We start from the raw sequence: 18,770 nt of genomic DNA, 5'->3' as shown, positions 1-18,770 counted from the left end.
GTATGAAAAATTTTAAGCTAAATTGTTTATTCATTTTATTGTTAGCATTATTTTTATCTTCATGTGGTACGCGAAAGTATACTGCAAAATCTAATACCAAAGCCGCTAAAGCAGCTGATGCTATGGCTAATTTAAAAAACAAGGGTTTATATCGCTTCATTACCGATTGGACTGGTGTAAAATATCGTTTAGGTGGCTTAGATAAAAGTGGAATTGATTGTTCTGGTTTTGCGCTATTACTTGAAAAAAATATTTACGGTTTTACTTTGCCAAGGAGATCTAAGGATCAAGCAGAAGCGGTTAAAAAAAGGAGCAAAAGCAATCTAGAAGAGGGCGATCTCATCTTTTTCTCATTTGGAGGCAATGAAGTAGATCATGTTGGCGTTTATTTAAATAACGATTTTTTTGTACATGCCTCCACTACCAGAGGTGTTGTAGTTGACGATCTGAATTTACCTGTATATCAGAATGCAATTGTTAAAACAGGAACTTTAAAATAAAATTATGCGAAAAATTACCATCATCCTGTGTTTGTTAAGCTGTCTATCATCTACTCTTTTTGCGCAAAAGGAACTAACTGTAGGCCAAACTGTTTCAAATATTGCACTTTTAAGTACTAAAGGAACTGTATATGATTTTAGAGCTCAAAAATCTGCAAAGGGATTTATTGTTGTTTTTATGACACCAACCTGTGATCATTGTATCATGTATGAAAAAAGAGTTATGGCCCTAGATAAAAAATATAAAGTTAAGGGATTTCCTGTTGTTGCTATTGGACCTTATGGAGATAATCCGATTAAATATCCGTTAGATGCGATGCCAGAAATGAAAAAGCTTGCGGTAAGCAAAGGCTTTACTTTTCCATATTTAACAGATGACAACTTTAAATACACTTTTTTATTGGGTATAAAACAAACACCAAGCGCTGTTGTGTTTCAGAAAAAACCTAATGGCCTGCTTATTAAATATATTGGTAAAATTGATGATGAGGAAGATGAAAAGAAAGTTCCAAAAAATAAGTTTGTAGAACAAGTAGTTAATAAAATGCTACAGTAAATAATATGTCTTAAATTATTGAGGCATTTCAAATTTTATTATGATTAAATACTGCTTCATACTTTTATTGTTTTTTATAACTATTTCCGCTAAATCTCAAGTTAAGTTGTTAACTTTAAATGAATTAGAGCAAAGAATAGCTAAAGGAAAAGACACAACCTATGTTGTTAATTTTTGGGCAACATGGTGCAGACCATGTGTAGAAGAATTACCGAGCTTTGAGAAATTGCAGTTTGAAAATAAAAATAAGCCGCTAAAAGTAATTTTAATGAGTTTAGACTTCAAGTCGAAACTTAAGTCGGAGGTTATTCCATTTGTTAAAAAACACAAGCTCAAATCTGAAGTTTATATTATTAATGAAAAAGACCAACAAGCATTTATAGAAAAAGTTGATAAAAATTGGTCTGGGGCAATCCCAGCTACTTTGATTGCAAAAAAGAATCGCAGGTTATTTTTTGAAAGAGAATTTACAAGTAAAGAATTAGAAGATTTAGTTAAAAATATAGTTCACGGAGATTATAAACCTTAAATAAATGAGAAAATTTTTATTTGTTTGCTTATTAATGCTAGGCATTATGGCAAAAGCACAAACCGGTTACCAAGTAGGAGATATTGCTACAGATTTTAGTTTGAAAAATGTTGATGGAAAGAATGTTTCTCTTGCAAGTTATGCTGCTGCGAAAGGATACATTGTTGTATTTACTTGTAATACTTGCCCAGTAGCAAAGGCTTATCAAGCTAGGATAGAGGCACTGAATAAAGAGTATGCGGCAAAAGGCTATCCTGTAATTGCTATAAACACAAATGATCCAGTGACATCACCAGGAGATAGCTACGAAAGAATGCAGGCATTAGCTAAAGAAAAGAGCTACAGCTACGTGTATTTGGAGGATCCAAATCATGTGTATACCAAAAAATTTGGTGCTACTAAAACACCCCACATTTTTGTGTTGCAAAAAACCGCCAAAGGCAATGAAGTGGCTTATATTGGTGCCATTGATAATGATCAGCAGGAAGAAAATACCAATAGAGAAAACTATGTTAAAAATGCGGTAAATCTTCTATTAGATGGAAAAAAGCCAACAGTTACAGCTACAAAAGCAGTTGGTTGTAGTATTAAGTGGAAAAAAGAAGGAACCACAGAATAAAAAAATCATAACTTTATCCCGAAACAAAAATTTCGGGATTTTTTATGTCTAAACCTAAAGAAGATTATTCCTTCTGGTCAAAATACAAGCGATTTGCCTCTACAGAAATTCTGATGTATTTAATTATGGTTATTGGTATAACACTTGGAATTATTTTTTTAAGCTAAATATCAGCTTCAAGTTGTCGGCTACATTAATATCTGTTATAAATCTCGAAAACTTCTCATAACTCTCTGCAGGAAAAGTGCCCTCGTTCAATTCAATTTTGCGGTAATAAGTTAATTTATTTCCATCTAAAACAGCTGATGAAGCATAAGAACCAAATTCACTTTTGATGTTTTTATGAATAGGTTCTATAATCCCTATTACAGTTTCAGGTATCGTATAAACAATGGTATCAATATCAGTATAACCTCTATTTAGATAAACAGGCATTGTTCTATTTCTAACCTCTGGTATGGTTGCTATAACATTAAATGCATTAACTACAATAAACATTCTGTTGTTATTAATAGCGCAATAGTTCCTAATGTTTAAACTCAGATTTTCTGTAATTTTCGGATTTGCATCTTTATGTTGTAGATAGGCTATTTTATCAAAATTAATATTATCAATGTTATAATCTTCCTTTAGTAATTTTTGTTGCTCTGTTAAGGGTTTTCCAACAATTTCTTCATGATTATCATATTGAGTTCCAGAAAATATTGTTTTTACAGTTCCATTTACACTTCCATTGTTGTCTATAACTAAATTAGCATTACGAACTTGCAAATTGTTTTGCATGCTATAGGTGGGTGTTTTTAGCAACTTACCACCCTCCGATGTACAGGCTAAAACGTATCTATCATCAGTAAAATCACTTAAAAATCCAAAGGGTATTTTCTGGCTCGTACATTCTAACCAAGTTGTGTCACCTTTTAATGGCATACATAAGATAATGTGATTACCTTGATTCATACTTGCATAAGTAGGATCTAGGCTTTTCTTTTCTGATCCTGACTTTACTACACAATAGTAAGATTCTATACCTGCAACATTTAAAAGACTTTGCATGTAATTTACCAAAGCCTTGCAGTCTCCATAACCTAAACGATCTACATCTGCAGCTGTAAAAGGTTGAAAGCCACCAATGCCTACCTGAATGCTGATGTAGCGGGTTTTATCTTGTAGGTACTGGTATATTTTTCTTGCTTTATCTTTATCTGTTTTTTCGTTTTTTATTAAATCTTTAATGACCTCAATGGTAGCAGGGGGTAAATTATTTCTGTCTTTTAATAAATTATCATAATACCATTTTCCCAATTCTTGCCAATTGGCATAACTTCCCTTGTAATTGAAATAACTAAATTGTTGAGGAGCTATTTTAACATAAGTTTGATATGTTTCTTTTAATGGGCTGTAAGGCTCTGGTTTTACACCCAATAAATGATTTACTTTCCAAACCAAAACTTTCTGTTTATCATCTACTTTCTCATCAACACTTGTGGTTAAACTTTGCGTCTTTATACGAAACTGATCTGATGGCTTACAAATAAAAGTATAGCTGCTTTTTTCTACAGAAACATCGCTAGCTGGTTTTGGTACCCAATCTGGAATGATTAAATTTTGTTTATAACGTATTTCATAATTATAAACTATAGTGTACGGATAGGTATTAACTGATGGTAAGAAATGTTTTACTCTGTTATCTTCAAATAAAGAAAACCCCTGCACAGCACTTTCATCCTTAAAATCGCTTTGCGAAAACTTGTTAACTAGTTTGCCTACTTCGTTGTAAACTTCTCCTTTAATACTCTTTATCGAAATATTTTTATCATAAAAGAGTACTAATCTCGCATTTTCATCACCATTTTTGTTTAATACAGTTATTGCTTGTTTAACAGTATACATTACATTATTAGGTGAACGCATATCAACTACTGTTTCCTCATTTCTAATCGTTGCATTTGCCCTATTTCGTAAGGCCGATGGAATTAGTTCTGCATCATAGTTATCTTGGGCAATACAAACAGAAAAGCACAAAGAAAATAATATAAAAAACGGAAATAACCTCATTAGTTGGTTGATTTTAATACTAAATCTGTTTTTTGATTCTGGATGATTTTGCTATAAAATTCTTTAAGATACAAATACTCTTCAGAGGTATAAATGGCTTTATTAAACTGTAATATTTGACTTAGACTTAAAACATTATCCGTTACACTAGATTGAAGAAGGTATCGACCACCAGCTTGGGGTAAAGCCATAGCCATGTCTTTTGGTTTATCTTGTAAAGTATATTTCTCTGGTAAGGTGATATTAATAATAATTCTTTCGTCTGATGATGCTCCTAAGTCAACGGGATAAGTTCTCTCATTTAAATTAAAGGGGTTTTTAGAAATACGATTAATGAAAAAGGGGTTAAGGAACAATTGTTCTTTATTTGTCCCATCGTGTACAGCAAACTCAACTTCATAAGATTCTATCAAAGCAAGATCAACACTATCTATTTTAGAGATCTCATGCTTTTTGATGCTCAATTTGGGTAAAGATTCATCTAATTTCTCAACATATTCATCTATAGAATTATACTTTTTAATTTCTCTTCTTTTATTAAATGCAGCATAACCAGATGTAGTAGTGGTTAACAATCCCCTAATTTTACCATCCGCAGTTAATTTGCCGGTAAGCATATAGCTGGTTACACTTCTTTGTGCTGCTTTTAAATCTATCCAATAAGAGGGTTTTTTAAGATTAATTACTCTACCTTGATCATTTATACATCTTAATGGCAATAAACCAAAAGTAATTAAAGGTTCAGTTGCATCTAATAAATAGCTTTTGTCGCCAATATTTACCTTTGCAACAAGGTAGTTAAATTCGCTTATTACTGGATAAAGCTTGTTTACTGTACCATTATCTCTTGTTGATAATATTACCGCTTCTGCATCTAAATTAGCTGCAGATAATGCAGCTATTAAGCTCAAATTAATGTCTGCAACATTTCCAGAACGTGTATCTAAAGCAGTTTTTACACTTTCTTCGCTAAACTTACCATAATAATTGTTCCATTTTATTTGCTTACGGATATAATTATAAACAGCTTTTGCTTTACTTAAATCATCAGTAGTGTTTGTTAAGATAGTTGGCATTAGATCCTTAAAAAGATCTTTTCTTTTCATTTGTGAACCTAATCTTCTTTCACTAACTAACTCATTATCTACATTTTTCCATTCTTTGGTAATATTCTGCTTACTACCATTTAACATTTGTACATCAGAAAGTTCAAAATACATTGCTGATTTAAAATTACTAGCAGCTGTCATGTAATCTTCCTCAATAAATGCAGGTACATTTTTCATAATGTAGGTCATTTTTGAACAATCAATATTTACCCCATTTATCCGCAGGCATTCTTTATTTATTTCAGATTTTTGATCACTTAATTTATAAAAACCTCTTAATAACACATTGTAATTATAGTTTCCGGGTATAAAAGCTACATATTCGCTAATAACTTTAGGTATGTTACTTTGAAATTCCCACTGTCTAAAGTTAAATATTAAAGGAGATTGGATATGATAACTATATTCTATAATAGAACCTTCTTTTATGTTCGGTAATGTAAACTTTGTTAATGAATTATATTTTGATCTGTTTTCTGTGAAAATGGCTTTTTTATCCATCAAGCTTTCTTGAAGATTTCCATTAATATAGTTATAAGTAGTAGCTTTTATCTCTTGAACAAATTCTTGTTTTATATCATCTTTATAGGTAGGGATAATTACGTTTGCTTGCTCAAATCCATCCTTATTAAATATTTTAATTTTAACATGATAATCAAACATTAAAACTAAACTTCCTGTTGCATCATCAATTTGTAGTCTTGCGGTTCCAAATTCTTTTAAAACAACTGCATTGGCATTGCTGTCTATTTTATTTTTATCAAAATTTATATCTTCTTGGGTAATTGATCCATAATTAAAACTCTGAGCAATAGCAGAATAATGAAATAGAAGGAGGGAGAAAAGCGTTAAAATTTTCTTCATATAGAGTTTATTTGTCTTATGGCAAGATAAATGTACAGTTTAACATTATGAAATTAATTTGCATTAAAATTTTAAATGAAATAGTTCAAAACTAACCAAACCTTTTTAGCATTTTTGAATTGCAGAAAGAGATATGTTTTTATCTTAATAGCAGTTCTAATATTCACATCTATAAAAATGAAATTAAATTTAAAACGTCCTTTAGCTTTTTTTGATTTAGAAGCAACGGGAATAAATGTAGGCTCAGACAGAATTGTTGAAATTGCCATTTTAAAAGCTATGCCAGATGGAACAGAATTAATTCTGACTAAAAGAATTAATCCTGAGATGCCAATTCCGTTGGTTACTTCACTAATTCACGGTATTTATGATGAAGACATTAAAGATGCCCAAACCTTTAAAGATGCAGCTAAAGAGATTGCAGAATTTATAGGTGACGCTGATTTAGCAGGTTACAATTCTAATAAATTCGATATTCCGATGTTATTGGAAGAATTTTTAAGGGTTGGGATAGATTTTGACATGACTGATAGAAAATTTGTTGATGTACAGAATATTTTCCATCAAATGGAACAACGTACCTTAAAGGCTGCATATAGGTTTTATTGTGAAAAAGATATCATCAATGCGCACTCTGCAGAGGCTGATATTAGAGCAACTTATGAAGTTTTACTATCTCAACTTGACAAATACCAGGATACTGAGTTCGAAGATAAAAAAGGAGTTAAATCTAAGCCCGTTCAAAATGATGTTGATGCTTTACATCAATTTACCAATATGAATAAGGTAGTTGATTTTGCAGGCCGAATGGTTTATAATGAAAACGGAGAAGAGGTAATTAACTTCGGTAAACACAAAGGCCGTACAGTAGAATCTGTGCTAGATGTTGAACCAAGTTACTATTCATGGATGAAACAAGGTGATTTCCCATTATATACCAAAAAGAAACTGGATGAAATTTGGGCACGTTGGAATAAAAAGAAAGAAGAAGCTAAACAAGCGAAACAACAAGTTCAACCTTCAAAAACGGAAAGCCCAAGACCTGTTAAACCTCAAGAGCCTGCAAAACCTATCAATAACGATATGTTAGAACAGTTAAAAATGAAATTTGGGAAATAAGGTCGTTTCACTACAAATAAACTTAACCACAGATGAAAAGGATGAACACAGATATAAATGTCTATGAATGTGCTTATTCCGTTTTCTAAAATCTGTTTGCAATAATTACTTGTTTTTTTATGGAAGAAATTAATGCTATAACAGAAAAAATTATTGGTTCTGCCTATGCAGTTTCCAATACGCTAGGTTCAGGTTTTCTAGAAAAGGTATATGAAAATGCATTGTTTATAGAAATTGTGAGATGCAATTTATTAGTTATGAAACAGCAACCTTTACAAGTACTATATCATGGTGAGGTTGTAGGTGAATATTTTGCAGATTTAATGGTTGAAAACAAGGTTGTAGTAGAACTAAAAGCAGTAAAAGAGCTAACAGAAATACATCAAGCACAATTAATGAATTACCTAGTAGCTTGCAACAAGCAATGCGGTTTACTCATAAACTTTGGAAAACCCCGAGTTGAAATTAAAAGAATGTTAAATGGTTATTAGTTAAGCAAAACATCTGTGTTTATCTGTGTAATCTGTGGTTTTAAATTTTTTTATATTAATGAAATACAATGGTTAAAAGAAATAAACAAAAAATCTGTGTTTACCTATTTGCATGTGCGGTTCTTGCTTTTTCTACTGCCATCAATGCTAAGGCTCAGCTTCCGGTAGAAACAGTTTTTCAAAAAGCTTACCAAAAAGGAACTCGTGACATTAATGGTGCACCGGGGAAAAACTATTGGCAAAATACAGCTAACTACAATATCAAAGTAGATTTTAATCCTGAAACTAGATTGTTAAAAGGAACGGTAGAAATTCAATACACCAATAATAGCCCAGATGTTTTAGAAGAAATTTGGTTTAAGTTATATCCAAACCTTTATAAAAAGGGAGTTCCTAGAAAATCTAAGTTCAATGAACGTGATTTAGGTGAAGGTGTTAAAATCACAAGTGTTTTACTAAATAATCAGCTTAAAGATACCTCAAGTTTAGTAATCGACGGAACTAATATGCATACCAAAATTCCGGCCTTGTCACCTGGTAAAACTATTAATTTTAAAATTGAGTACAGTTACACGTTAAATAAGGGTTCTCATCAAAGAACTGGTCAGGTAGACGAAGGTGCACATTTTATAGCCTATTTCTTTCCCAGAATTGCTGTTTATGATGATGTAGATGGTTGGAATAGAATACCTTACAGTGGTGCAGAAGAGTTTTACAATGATTTTTGTAATTTTCACGTAACTATTACCGTACCCAAAAATTTTGGAGTTTGGGCAACTGGAGATTTGGTAAATGGTGCGGAAGTATTTAATAAAGAGGTTTATAAAAAGCTCCAACAAGCAGAAAAAAGTGATGTGACTATCAATGTAATTGATAGTGCCGATTTAGCAAGTAATAAAATAACAGTGCAAAAACCATTCAACACTTTTAAATTCGATGCTAAAAATGTAGTTGATTTTGCTTTTGCAACCAGTAACCACTACCTATGGAAATCGAATAGTTTGGTGGTAGATCCTATTACTAAAAGAAGGACTAGGGTAGATGCCGTATTTAATGCAAAACATAAAGACTATTATGAAGTTATAAACTTTGCTCGGAAGACAGTTTATGCAATGAGTTATAATTTTCCAAAATGGCCTTTTCCATATAATCACATTACAGTTTTTGATGGTTTAGATCAGATGGAATATCCAATGATGGTTAATGACAATCCAACTAGCAACACTTTTGATGCAATTACCTTAACTGATCATGAGATTTTTCATACCATGTTCCCGTTTTATATGGGGATAAATGAAACAAAATACGGTTGGATGGACGAGGGCTGGGCTACAATAGGTGAGTGGCTAATTTCGCCCATGATAGATAGTACAATTGTAGATGATTATGGAGTATTACAAACCGGTAATTCTTCGGGTAATAAAGACGATTCTCCAATTGTAACTTTAACAACAGAATTAAAAGGGGTTGGCTCATTTATCAATTCCTATCCTAAACCTGGTTTTGGCTATCTTTTTATAAAAGACTATTTAGGAGATGAATTATTTACCAAAGCCTTACATCATTATATTAAAAACTGGAATGGCAAACACCCAATGCCGTATGATTTCTTTTACAGCATGAATACTGGAGCTGGAGAAAATCTAGATTGGTTTTGGAAACCTTGGTTTTTTGAGGAGGGAGTAACGGATCTGGCGATAACAGATGTAATTAAAACCCAAACAGGTTATTCAGTTATTGTACAAAATAAGAGCAATAAACCCTTGCCAGTTGATTTAACCTTGACTTATGATGACGGAACAACTGAAAAAAGTCACTTAAGTATAATAGCTTGGAAAAATGGAAACAAAGAAGTGGTAAGCAGATTCCCCACTACCAAAAAATTGAATAAAGTTGTATTGGGCAGCAGCCATGTTCCAGATAAGGATAGGAGTGACAATACTTTTGTAGTAAAGAATTAAAAGCAAATTTAGAAGCCCGATTAATATTAATCGGGCTTTTGTTTTACTCCGTACTTTGGTATTCTTTAAATTGTTATGATTTAAAAGAAATTAATACTTAGTAATCGGATAATAAGGCTTTTCTATTACACCTTCCTCACTCAATAAAAAACAATTTTTTTTATCTGCTAAAACTTTAGCAATATTGGTTTTTTTACCATTAACCCATACTTTGTTTTGAACTAAACGAACACCATGGCTGTAATCTGCCCAAGTATTAGTGTGTTTATTATAAACTGGTTGAATAGCTTTTCCATCTAATTTATGCCAACCATAAATAACAACTCTATCAGTTTTTTCTCCATAAATTTTATTGCTAATAATGATGTCCTTTTTATTCCCAGCAGTTAAATCACTAGCATTGTGTTTTAATAGAAAGGGTGCTAATTGCTTATTTAATACATCATTATGTGCTATAAAGATGGGTACTGTTGTCATTGCTTTTGTAGGAGGAATTGGTTGCGGAGAAAGCTTAATTGTAGCATTTTTATAGATTTGATCAACCATCCGCTTTGTGGGTAAACTACATTTAGTTAAATCAGCTACTTTTTGTGCCAAAATTGGAGTCATAGGTATATAAAAAAAATCTTCATTACTACCTATGCAAAAATAATCAGGTAAAACATAATAACTTATGGATACCTTTTCTATCCCCATACTATGATCAGTATTATCTGTAATTTCTTTGAGCTTCCTTAAAAAATCTGGGACATTTCCACTTTTAATTTCATTTAAAATCAATACTTCGCGTTGTGCTAATGATAAAGTACTATCAGCAATAGATTTCGCAAAAGCTGAACCTGTTATAGCATTCGCTTTGCGTGGTTTCAATTTCAAAACTTGGGCATTTAAGCTTTCTAATAAGCAAAGTACAAGTACAATTATTATCAAATATCTCATCTAATTTTCTCTTAAAAAATCAATGTTTCTTTTTAAGCCGGTAAATTTTGTACGCTTAACCGCAGAACCTTTAAAAACCTGTTTAAAGACATCATCTGTCATTTCAATTAACTCATCTTTTTTAAGTTGTAAAAGGGTTAGGGCAGGCTCAAATGCTGGCTCTTTATGTGGCGTGGCAAATCTATTCCAAGGACAAACATCTTGGCAAATATCACAACCAAACATCCAATTTTCCATTTTACCCTTAAATTCTGTTGGTATTTCGTTCTTTAATTCAATGGTTAAATAAGAAATGCATTTGCTTCCATCTACAGTATAGGGAGCAACAATAGCATCCGTAGGGCAGGCGTCTATGCAACGTGTACATGAGCCGCAATGATCTGCTGCAAAGGGAGAATCATAAGCTAATTCTAAGTCTATAATCAGTTCTGCCAAAAAGAAAAAAGATCCTGCATCCTTACTTATTAAGTTTGAATTTTTTCCTCGCCAACCTAATCCAGATTTTTGTGCCCACGCTTTATCCATTACAGGAGCTGAGTCTACAAAGCAACGACCAGCTACTTCTCCAATGTTTTCATTTATAAATGCTAATAATTCTTTAAGTTTTTCTTTTATCACACTGTGATAATCTGTTCCAAAAGCGTATTTAGAAATTTTAGGCGCATTGATATCCAACTGTTTATCTTCGGTAAAGTAGTTGAGCGTTAAAGAAACTATAGATTTGGCATCATCAACCAATAGACGCGGATCTAATCGCTTATCGAAATGATTTTCCATATAACCCATTTCGCCGTGATGGTTATTGTTGAGCCAATTTTCTAATCTAGGAGCTTCTTCTTCTAAAAATTCGGCCTTACTAATTCCACAAGCCATAAAGCCTAAGCGTAAAGCTTCCGCTTTAATCATTTGACTATATTTTGCAGAATTGTTGAACATTTATACAAAGATAGGCTTTTAAGTAAAAAACCTTTTATGCTTTCTATTTGTTAGGTATTTGATTGGAAATTATCCTATCATGGAAAATTAAATTATAAATATCATGGAAAATTCAACGCCTAACCATACAGAAGACCCAAATAAAGCTGCTCCACCAGTAGAAACAAATTATGAGGCTCATAAGGAAAATCCTGGACCTGCGCCAACTGTTAATGAACCTGATAACAAAGGGGCTGGACAGGCCATGAAGTGGATTATTCCAATTGTTATTGTGGTCTTACTTATTGTTTATTTCATCTTCTTTAGAAACAATGTTTCAAATTAAAAAGATTTACATTTAATAAGTCATTCTGAGCAAACTATATTTGTTCCTCAGAATGACAAATATTTGAAGATAATCTAAGATTTTAATAATCTAACCTCATACAAATCTTTCCGTCTGTCTTTTAATATTTTAACTGTACCAAAGTGATGTAATTCGTCTAAAAGATGTAAATCAACATCTACTACTAACATCATTTCTGTATTAGGTGTAGTTTCTGCTTTTACTGCATTTGTAGGAAAAGCAAAATCAGAAGGAGTAAAAACTGCAGATTGTGCAAACTGAATATCCATGTTATTTACTTTAGGTAGATTACCAACGCAACCTGCAATTGCTACATAACACTCATTTTCTATCGCTCTAGCTTGCGCACATCTCCGAACTCTGGTATATCCATTTTGAGTGTCAGTTAAAAATGGAACAAATAATATCTGCATTCCTTGGTCTGCGTAAATTCTACTTAGTTCTGGAAATTCGACGTCGTAACAGATTAAAATTCCAATTTTACCACAGTCGGTATCGAATACACCTATCTTATCTCCTCCAGACATGCCATAGTATTTTTGCTCGTTAGGCGTGATGTGTATTTTCCTGTAATCTTCTGTTAATCCATTTCTATGGCATAAATAAGTGGCATTGTATAGTTTTCCGTTTTCTATAATCGGCATACTACCAGAGATAATATTTACATTATATGAAACTGCATATTCTTGGAGTTTCTTCACAATCTCAGCCGTACTTTCGGCCAGTTTTCTCATGGCTTCCATTTCAGGTAAATGGTTGTAGGGCTCTAGCAGTGGCGTATTGAAAAATTCTGGGAACATGATAAAATCTGATTTGTATCCGCTTACTGCATCAACAAAAAATTTAACTTGCTCGTAAAATGCATCTATATCTGGAAATAAACGCATTTGCCATTGTACCAATCCCAATCTTATAGTCTTGGCAGATCTTGCTGAAACATTGTCTTGATAATAGATATTGTTCCACTCAATTAAAGTTGCATATTCTTTTGATTCTAAATCACCAGGTAAATAATTCTTTAAAACTTTACGAACGTGAAAATCATTTGAAATCTGAAAAGTAAGCGTAGGATCGTAAATTTCTTTAGATTTAACTTTATCGATGTATGCTCTTGGTGAAAGTGTATCTGCAAATTCATGATAACCTGGAATTCTACCACCCGCTATAATGCTTTCTAGATTTAATGTTTCGCACAACTCTTTTCTTGCTTCATATAATCTTCTAGCTAAGCGCAAACCACGATATTCTGGATGAACAAAAACTTCAATGCCATACAAAACATTCCCACTTGCTGTGTGGGTAGAAAAGGTATATTTTCCAGTGATATCTTCATAGGTATGGTTGTCTCCAAAAATATCATAATCAACTATAATAGATAAAGAACAGGCTACAACCTTATTATCAACAGCTACGCAAAGTTGGCCTTTTGGAAATAATGTCAATAAATTTAAGATGTTTGCTCTGCTCCAGATTCCATTTCCACTGGTATAAGCTTGTACCATCGATTCACGTAAATCTTTATAATCCTCTATTGTGAGTTTTCGTATTTCTATATTCATAAAATGATATTAAAAGCAATAAAGGAAATTTTTATTGCTAAAGGTTAGTCTTAATTTATTAACAACAATTTGCTAAAATAGTTTGCCCGTTTGCCCTAGTTTAATCCTATTTAGGTGTTTGTATGCGGCTTCAGTTACTTCTCTACCACGAGCTGTACGCATTAAATAACCTTCTTGGATGAGAAATGGTTCATAAACTTCTTCAATAGTACCATCGTCTTCACCAACAGCAGTTGCAATGGTTTTTAAACCAACTGGGCCACCTTTAAATTTATCAATAATGGCTAGTAGAATTTTATTATCCATCTCATCTAAACCATGTTCATCAACATTTAAAGCCGTTAATGCATAGCGAGCAATTTCTGTATCAATACTTCCATTTCCTTTTATCTGTGCAAAATCTCTAGTTCTACGTAAAAGCGCATTGGCAATACGGGGAGTACCACGGCTACGACGGGCAATTTCATAAGCTCCTTCATCAGATATTGGCGTGTTTAAAATAGCAGATGAACGTAAGACAATAGTTGTTAAAATTTTTGCATCATAATAGGCTAGACGAGAATTAATGCCAAACCTTGCTCTTAATGGTGCCGTTAATAGTCCAGAACGTGTTGTGGCGCCAACTAAGGTAAACGGATTTAAACCTATTTGTACTGAGCGAGCATTTGGTCCACTCTCTAACATAATGTCAATCTTAAAATCTTCCATTGCAGAGTATAAATATTCCTCTACCAAAGGTGATAAACGATGAATTTCATCAATAAATAAAATATCTCCCGTTTCTAGATTTGTTAATAAGCCTGCCAAGTCACCAGGCTTATCTAAAACAGGACCAGAGGTTACTTTGATATTCACACCCATTTCATTAGCAATGATGTATGAAAGCGTAGTTTTCCCCAATCCCGGAGGGCCATGTAATAAAACATGATCCAATGCTTCTCCTCTTAGTTTTGCTGCTTTAACGAAAATTTTGAGATTTTCTAAAATCTTTTCTTGACCTGTAAAATCCTCAAATTCTTGTGGACGTAATACTTTTTCAATATCACGTTCTATTGGACTTAAGTTATCTGAAGAAGGGTCTAGATTTTCATTCATTTGGTAAAGATAATAGTTAATAGTCAATAGTTCATGGTCAATTAGCCATGAGCCATGAGCCAAAAATTATATAAACTTGGCAGCAACCTTAGCTTCTTTTACACCATTGCTATAATCATAAAAACCTTCGCCAGATTTTACTCCTTTTTTACCTGCCATTACCATATTAACTAATAAGGGGCAGGGAGCATATTTTGGATTTCCAAAGCCTTGATGTAATACATTTAAAATGGCTAAACAGACATCAAGACCAATGAAATCTGCCAATTGTAAGGGTCCCATCGGATGGGCCATTCCTAATTTCATAACTGTATCTATTTCTTCAACACCAGCTACACCCTCAAATAGCGTATATACAGCTTCATTAATCATGGGCATTAGAATTCTATTAGCCACAAAACCTGGATAATCATTAACTTCTACAGGAGATTTTTCTAATTTTTTCGAAAGCTCCATTATCTGATGAGTTGTTTCATTACTAGTTGCATAACCTCTAATAACCTCAACCAATTTCATTACAGGAACTGGATTCATAAAATGCATACCAATAACTTTATCTCCACGATTGGTAACAGCTGCAATTTGGGTAATGGAAATGGAAGAAGTATTACTTGCTAAAATGGCTTCTGGCTTTGCAAATTGATCTAAATCTTTAAAAATTTTAAGCTTGAGCTCTATATTTTCTGTAGCTGCTTCCACAATTAAATCTGCATTTTCAACTCCAGTTTGCAAATCTGTTATGGTTGTAATATTACTGAGTGTTGCTTCTTTTGCCTCCTCAGTTAAGGTTCCTTTTGCAACTTGTCTATCTAAATTTTTTGTTATAGTTACAATGGCTTTGTCAAGTGCTTCGATATTAATATCTACAAGATTTACTTGATAACCAAACTGCGCAAATGTGTGCGCAATTCCATTGCCCATTGTACCAGAACCGATTACTGTAATGTTTTTCATATATAATATTAAGGTGCTAATCTATTGGTTTGCCATTTACCATTAATCAAATCATATTTAATTCTATCGTGCAAACGACTAGTTCTACCTTGCCAAAACTCTATTGATGTTGGTTTAACAATGTATCCACCCCAATGTGCTGGTTTAGGAATTGTTTTACCTTCATATTGAGCAGTTAATTCTTTAACCTTTGTTTCTAATAGCTGCCTATTTGTAATGATTTGACTTTGAGGAGAAACAATTGCTCCAATCTGACTTTCTACTGGTCTAGAATGGAAATATTTTTCTGATGCCTCTTTAGATAATTTCTCAATTTTACCTTCGATTCGAACTTGTCTTTCTAATTCGGCCCAAAAGAATACTAAACAAGCTTGAGGATTTTTTTTAATCTCTTTACCTTTTTGACTTAAGTAATTTGTATAGAAACTGAAACCATTTTCATCAAATCCTTTTAATAAAACAATACGGGCATTAGGTTTACCAGATTTATCGGCTGTTGCTAAAGTCATTACATTTGGTTCATATAATTGAGCATCTATTGCTGCAGTAAACCATTTTTCGAACTGTTTGATAGGGCTTTTATCAGCATCTTTTTCACTTAATTCTGCAGAGCGATAATCTTGCCTCAAACTTTGTATCATTTCTTTTGTTAGTTCCATAAGGCAAAAATAGACTTTAGTTTATTTAATTTTCTGATTTAGAATATAATTTTGTTTGATATTGGTAATAACCAATGCGACTACATCTGTTTTGGTAAAATCACAATGGTTTCTTAAATTTCGCAAATGTTAAGTAAAGTAATACCTGCTACCGGAAAACTATTGATATCTGAGCCATTTTTAAATGACCCTAACTTTAAACGTTCGGTTGTTTTAATGGCAGAGCATAGTGATGAAGGTACTTTAGGTTTTATTTTAAACCATCCAAGCCAGTTGTTATTAAAGGATTTAGTGCCCGATTTATGGCAGGCAGATTTTCAGGTATTTATTGGTGGACCAGTTGAAGTAGACACAATTCATTTTATTCATCGCTGTTATGATAAACTAAATAGTGGTGAAGAAATTGCTAAGGGTATTTATTGGGGAGGTAATTTCGAAACACTTAAAATATTAGTAAACAACAATAGTATCTCATCAGATGAAGTAAAATTCTTTTTAGGTTATTCTGGCTGGGGAATAGACCAACTGGCTGAAGAAATTAACGAAAATACGTGGATAGTTTCAGACAAATTTAACCAAGATGTTGTTTTTTCACATAATGAAGAAGAGCTTTGGCGAGAAGTAATCATCAATTTAGGTCCGAAATATGCTCATGTAAGTAATTTTCCGAGTGACCCAAGTTTGAATTAAATAGTCGGAAGTCAGCAAGTCAGAAAAGTCGGAAAGATAATGATACTTAATCTTACGGACATCCGGACTTTCGGACTATTTTTCCATCTCCTCGGCACTTTCCTCTACCTTTTTCTTCAAATCCTCTTTATATGCTTGAATTTTTTGTGCTAAACTGTCATCGGCAGTTGCCAAAATCTGAACAGCCAATAAGCCGGCATTTTTAGCAGCATTTAAGGCAACGGTTGCCACAGGGATACCGTTTGGCATCTGAAGAATTGATAAGATAGAATCCCAACCATCAATAGAATTTGAAGATTTAACAGGAACACCAATAACGGGTAATGTTGTTATAGAGGCAACCATGCCAGGTAAATGAGCAGCACCACCGGCACCAGCAATAATCACTTTTAAACCTTTTTGAGCAGCCTTTTTAGCGTAGGTAAACATTCGTTCTGGCGTACGATGAGCAGAAACAACAGTCATTTCAAATTCAACACCAAATTCCTGACAGATATCAGCAGCATCTTGCATCACATTTAAATCTGATTTACTACCCATTATAATACCTACTCTTGCACTCATATTGTTTGTTTTAATACTTAATGTCCTTAATCTTTCTGCTTTAGTCTTTCAGCTTCTTTATGAAATTACTTTCAAAGTCTGTTGTACATATCTTGCTTTTTCAATAGCATGGTCACGGTTTTGGTCAACTACTGTTACGTGTCCCATTTTACGAAAAGGCTTAGTGTATTTCTTTCCATATAAATGTACATAAACCCCATCAATAGCCATTATTTTTTCCAAACCGTTATATTTTGCTAAACCATCATGACCTTTTTCACCCAATAAATTAATCATTACTGCATTATTGATAGATCGAGTATCGCCTAATGGCAGATTAAAAATAGAACGCAAATGTTGTTCAAACTGTGATACATAATTGCCTTCAATGGTTTGGTGACCGCTATTATGTGGGCGAGGAGCGAGCTCATTAACTAAGATGTTCCCATCTTTGGTTACAAACATTTCCACTGCCAAAATACCTGTAATATTTAAAGCCGATGCAATGTTTATCGCAATCTTCTCAGCTCTTTGTTGTATGTCTTCTGGATAAGTTGACGGCGAAATCAAGAATTCTACCAAGTTAGCTTCGGCATTAAATTCCATTTCAACCATCGGAAAAGTTTTCATGTCACCATTAGCATTTCTGGCAACAATTACCGCTATTTCCTTATCAAAATCTATTAATTCTTCAATTAAGGAAGGAGCATCAAATGCATTTTCAATTTCAGCAATACTGTTTATTTTCATTACTCCTTTACCATCATAACCATCCCTACGTTGTTTTAAAATATAAGGATAAGTAAAATTGGTACTTAATAAGTCTTCTTTTGAATTTACCAATTGAAAAGGAGCAGTAGGAATATCGTTTTCCTTAAAAAACTGTTTTTGTACGCCTTTATCTTGAATTAAGCGAATAACCCGAGATTGAGGAAATACCACTTTACCTTCTTTTTCTAATTGCTCTAAAGCTTCAATATTTACCTTTTCAATTTCAATGGTAATGATATCTGCCTTTTTACCGAAGTTGTAAACGGTATCAAAATCTGTGATAGAACCACATTCAAACTTGTTAGCTATGCTTTTGCAAGGCGCATCTGGGTCTGGATCTAAAACTAAAGTGGTTAAATTATAGTTGATGGCTTCTTGTATCAGCATTCTGCCCAGCTGTCCGCCACCTAATATTCCTAATTTTAACTCGCTTATTTGTTTTGCCATTATCTAAATAGATTGATAAGCTGCAAAA

Annotated in this window: 19 protein-coding genes; 9 read left to right on the top strand and 10 right to left on the bottom strand. The window is 32.9% G+C overall.

Features of this window, described 5'->3' with window-relative positions; translation table 11 throughout:
* The first annotated feature begins 2 nt into the window (after positions 1–2).
* The 4 genes from FA048_RS08860 to FA048_RS08845 are packed head-to-tail and all read left to right on the top strand — an operon-like array spanning position 3 to position 2,204.
* Positions 3–500 (top strand): C40 family peptidase, encoded by a 498-nt coding sequence (locus FA048_RS08860; RefSeq protein WP_136839982.1) that lies wholly within the window; start codon positions 3–5, stop codon positions 498–500.
* 4 nt (positions 501–504) lie between these two features.
* Positions 505–1,056: a redoxin family protein gene (locus FA048_RS08855; protein ID WP_136839980.1), complete on the top strand. Its 552-nt coding sequence runs from the start codon at positions 505–507 to the stop codon at positions 1,054–1,056.
* Positions 1,057–1,096: 40 nt separating this feature from the next.
* Positions 1,097–1,585, top strand: a complete 489-nt coding sequence (locus tag FA048_RS08850) for a TlpA disulfide reductase family protein (protein ID WP_136839978.1) — start codon at positions 1,097–1,099, stop codon at positions 1,583–1,585.
* A 4-nt stretch (positions 1,586–1,589) separates the two neighbouring features.
* Positions 1,590–2,204, top strand: a complete 615-nt coding sequence (locus FA048_RS08845) for a thioredoxin family protein (RefSeq protein WP_136839976.1) — start codon at positions 1,590–1,592, stop codon at positions 2,202–2,204.
* Between the two features lie 150 nt (positions 2,205–2,354).
* Here FA048_RS08845 and FA048_RS08840 read toward each other — a convergent pair whose 3' ends face one another.
* A complete protein-coding gene (locus tag FA048_RS08840; RefSeq protein WP_136839974.1) occupies positions 2,355–4,259 on the bottom strand; it encodes a DUF3857 domain-containing protein in 1,905 nt (634 codons plus the stop codon).
* Positions 4,259–6,232 (bottom strand): DUF3857 domain-containing protein, encoded by a 1,974-nt coding sequence (locus FA048_RS08835; protein ID WP_136839972.1) that lies wholly within the window; start codon positions 6,230–6,232, stop codon positions 4,259–4,261. Before FA048_RS08835 ends, FA048_RS08840 begins: the two co-directional genes overlap by 1 nt.
* Before the next feature lie 177 nt (positions 6,233–6,409).
* Here FA048_RS08835 and FA048_RS08830 point away from each other — a divergent pair, with 177 nt between their 5' ends.
* The 3 genes from FA048_RS08830 to FA048_RS08820 all read left to right on the top strand — a co-directional run bounded on the left by FA048_RS08830 (position 6,410) and on the right by FA048_RS08820 (position 9,803).
* Positions 6,410–7,351 (top strand): 3'-5' exonuclease, encoded by a 942-nt coding sequence (locus FA048_RS08830; protein WP_136839970.1) that lies wholly within the window; start codon positions 6,410–6,412, stop codon positions 7,349–7,351.
* Positions 7,352–7,470: 119 nt separating this feature from the next.
* The gene (locus FA048_RS08825) at positions 7,471–7,842 is read left to right on the top strand and encodes a GxxExxY protein (RefSeq protein WP_136839968.1); all 372 of its coding nucleotides are present in this window, start codon (positions 7,471–7,473) and stop codon (positions 7,840–7,842) included.
* Between the two features lie 68 nt (positions 7,843–7,910).
* Complete coding sequence (locus FA048_RS08820; RefSeq protein ID WP_169306841.1) at positions 7,911–9,803, top strand: M1 family metallopeptidase; 1,893 nt, start codon at positions 7,911–7,913, stop codon at positions 9,801–9,803.
* Between the two features lie 90 nt (positions 9,804–9,893).
* On the opposite strand, the gene FA048_RS08815 is transcribed toward FA048_RS08820, so the two are convergent.
* Both FA048_RS08815 and queG read right to left on the bottom strand, forming a co-directional pair.
* Positions 9,894–10,742, bottom strand: a complete 849-nt coding sequence (locus FA048_RS08815) for a hypothetical protein (protein ID WP_136839966.1) — start codon at positions 10,740–10,742, stop codon at positions 9,894–9,896.
* Entirely contained in the window at positions 10,743–11,678 is a 936-nt protein-coding gene (gene queG, locus FA048_RS08810; protein ID WP_136839964.1) for a tRNA epoxyqueuosine(34) reductase QueG, read from the bottom strand.
* A gap of 103 nt (positions 11,679–11,781) precedes the next feature.
* On the opposite strand from queG, the gene FA048_RS08805 reads away from it, so the two are divergent.
* A complete protein-coding gene (locus tag FA048_RS08805; protein WP_136839962.1) occupies positions 11,782–12,003 on the top strand; it encodes a hypothetical protein in 222 nt (73 codons plus the stop codon).
* Between the two features lie 74 nt (positions 12,004–12,077).
* On the opposite strand, the gene FA048_RS08800 is transcribed toward FA048_RS08805, so the two are convergent.
* The 4 genes from FA048_RS08800 to pdxH all read right to left on the bottom strand — a co-directional run bounded on the left by FA048_RS08800 (position 12,078) and on the right by pdxH (position 16,291).
* Positions 12,078–13,583, bottom strand: coding sequence for a bifunctional GNAT family N-acetyltransferase/carbon-nitrogen hydrolase family protein (locus FA048_RS08800; protein ID WP_136839960.1), 1,506 nt, complete (start codon positions 13,581–13,583; stop codon positions 12,078–12,080).
* A gap of 72 nt (positions 13,584–13,655) precedes the next feature.
* Entirely contained in the window at positions 13,656–14,678 is a 1,023-nt protein-coding gene (gene ruvB, locus FA048_RS08795; RefSeq protein WP_136839958.1) for a Holliday junction branch migration DNA helicase RuvB, read from the bottom strand.
* Between the two features lie 66 nt (positions 14,679–14,744).
* Positions 14,745–15,632, bottom strand: coding sequence for a 3-hydroxybutyryl-CoA dehydrogenase (locus FA048_RS08790; protein WP_136839956.1), 888 nt, complete (start codon positions 15,630–15,632; stop codon positions 14,745–14,747).
* An 8-nt stretch (positions 15,633–15,640) separates the two neighbouring features.
* Positions 15,641–16,291: a pyridoxamine 5'-phosphate oxidase gene (pdxH, locus tag FA048_RS08785; protein WP_136839954.1), complete on the bottom strand. Its 651-nt coding sequence runs from the start codon at positions 16,289–16,291 to the stop codon at positions 15,641–15,643.
* Between the two features lie 126 nt (positions 16,292–16,417).
* Between pdxH and FA048_RS08780 the strand changes: the two genes are divergently transcribed.
* Positions 16,418–16,981 carry a YqgE/AlgH family protein gene (locus FA048_RS08780; protein WP_136839953.1) on the top strand — a complete coding sequence of 188 codons (564 nt, stop codon included), beginning with the start codon at positions 16,418–16,420 and terminating at the stop codon, positions 16,979–16,981.
* Positions 16,982–17,056: 75 nt separating this feature from the next.
* On the opposite strand, the gene purE is transcribed toward FA048_RS08780, so the two are convergent.
* Together purE and FA048_RS08770 are read right to left on the bottom strand one after the other, a co-directional pair.
* The gene (gene purE / locus FA048_RS08775; protein ID WP_136839950.1) at positions 17,057–17,545 is read right to left on the bottom strand and encodes a 5-(carboxyamino)imidazole ribonucleotide mutase; all 489 of its coding nucleotides are present in this window, start codon (positions 17,543–17,545) and stop codon (positions 17,057–17,059) included.
* Positions 17,546–17,602: 57 nt separating this feature from the next.
* Positions 17,603–18,742: a 5-(carboxyamino)imidazole ribonucleotide synthase gene (locus FA048_RS08770; protein ID WP_136839948.1), complete on the bottom strand. Its 1,140-nt coding sequence runs from the start codon at positions 18,740–18,742 to the stop codon at positions 17,603–17,605.
* Positions 18,743–18,770: the final 28 nt, after the last annotated feature.

Source organism: Pedobacter polaris (assembly GCF_005116505.1).
Classification (GTDB): domain Bacteria; phylum Bacteroidota; class Bacteroidia; order Sphingobacteriales; family Sphingobacteriaceae; genus Pedobacter; species Pedobacter polaris.
This window is presented reverse-complemented; position numbering and strand designations above follow the sequence as displayed.

Excerpts from the sequence above, each read along its gene's own strand:
- FA048_RS08860 (WP_136839982.1), top strand. The coding sequence starts at position 3 with ATGAAAAATTTTAAGCTAAATTGTTTATTCATTTTATTGTTAGCATTA.
- FA048_RS08855 (WP_136839980.1), top strand. The coding sequence starts at position 505 with ATGCGAAAAATTACCATCATCCTGTGTTTGTTAAGCTGTCTATCATCT.
- FA048_RS08850 (WP_136839978.1), top strand. The coding sequence starts at position 1,097 with ATGATTAAATACTGCTTCATACTTTTATTGTTTTTTATAACTATTTCC.
- FA048_RS08845 (WP_136839976.1), top strand. The coding sequence starts at position 1,590 with ATGAGAAAATTTTTATTTGTTTGCTTATTAATGCTAGGCATTATGGCA.
- FA048_RS08840 (WP_136839974.1), bottom strand. The coding sequence starts at position 4,259 with ATGAGGTTATTTCCGTTTTTTATATTATTTTCTTTGTGCTTTTCTGTT.
- FA048_RS08835 (WP_136839972.1), bottom strand. The coding sequence starts at position 6,232 with ATGAAGAAAATTTTAACGCTTTTCTCCCTCCTTCTATTTCATTATTCT.
- FA048_RS08830 (WP_136839970.1), top strand. The coding sequence starts at position 6,410 with ATGAAATTAAATTTAAAACGTCCTTTAGCTTTTTTTGATTTAGAAGCA.
- FA048_RS08825 (WP_136839968.1), top strand. The coding sequence starts at position 7,471 with ATGGAAGAAATTAATGCTATAACAGAAAAAATTATTGGTTCTGCCTAT.
- FA048_RS08820 (WP_169306841.1), top strand. The coding sequence starts at position 7,911 with ATGGTTAAAAGAAATAAACAAAAAATCTGTGTTTACCTATTTGCATGT.
- FA048_RS08815 (WP_136839966.1), bottom strand. The coding sequence starts at position 10,742 with ATGAGATATTTGATAATAATTGTACTTGTACTTTGCTTATTAGAAAGC.
- queG (WP_136839964.1), bottom strand. The coding sequence starts at position 11,678 with ATGTTCAACAATTCTGCAAAATATAGTCAAATGATTAAAGCGGAAGCT.
- FA048_RS08805 (WP_136839962.1), top strand. The coding sequence starts at position 11,782 with ATGGAAAATTCAACGCCTAACCATACAGAAGACCCAAATAAAGCTGCT.
- FA048_RS08800 (WP_136839960.1), bottom strand. The coding sequence starts at position 13,583 with ATGAATATAGAAATACGAAAACTCACAATAGAGGATTATAAAGATTTA.
- ruvB (WP_136839958.1), bottom strand. The coding sequence starts at position 14,678 with ATGAATGAAAATCTAGACCCTTCTTCAGATAACTTAAGTCCAATAGAA.
- FA048_RS08790 (WP_136839956.1), bottom strand. The coding sequence starts at position 15,632 with ATGAAAAACATTACAGTAATCGGTTCTGGTACAATGGGCAATGGAATT.
- pdxH (WP_136839954.1), bottom strand. The coding sequence starts at position 16,291 with ATGGAACTAACAAAAGAAATGATACAAAGTTTGAGGCAAGATTATCGC.
- FA048_RS08780 (WP_136839953.1), top strand. The coding sequence starts at position 16,418 with ATGTTAAGTAAAGTAATACCTGCTACCGGAAAACTATTGATATCTGAG.
- purE (WP_136839950.1), bottom strand. The coding sequence starts at position 17,545 with ATGAGTGCAAGAGTAGGTATTATAATGGGTAGTAAATCAGATTTAAAT.
- FA048_RS08770 (WP_136839948.1), bottom strand. The coding sequence starts at position 18,742 with ATGGCAAAACAAATAAGCGAGTTAAAATTAGGAATATTAGGTGGCGGA.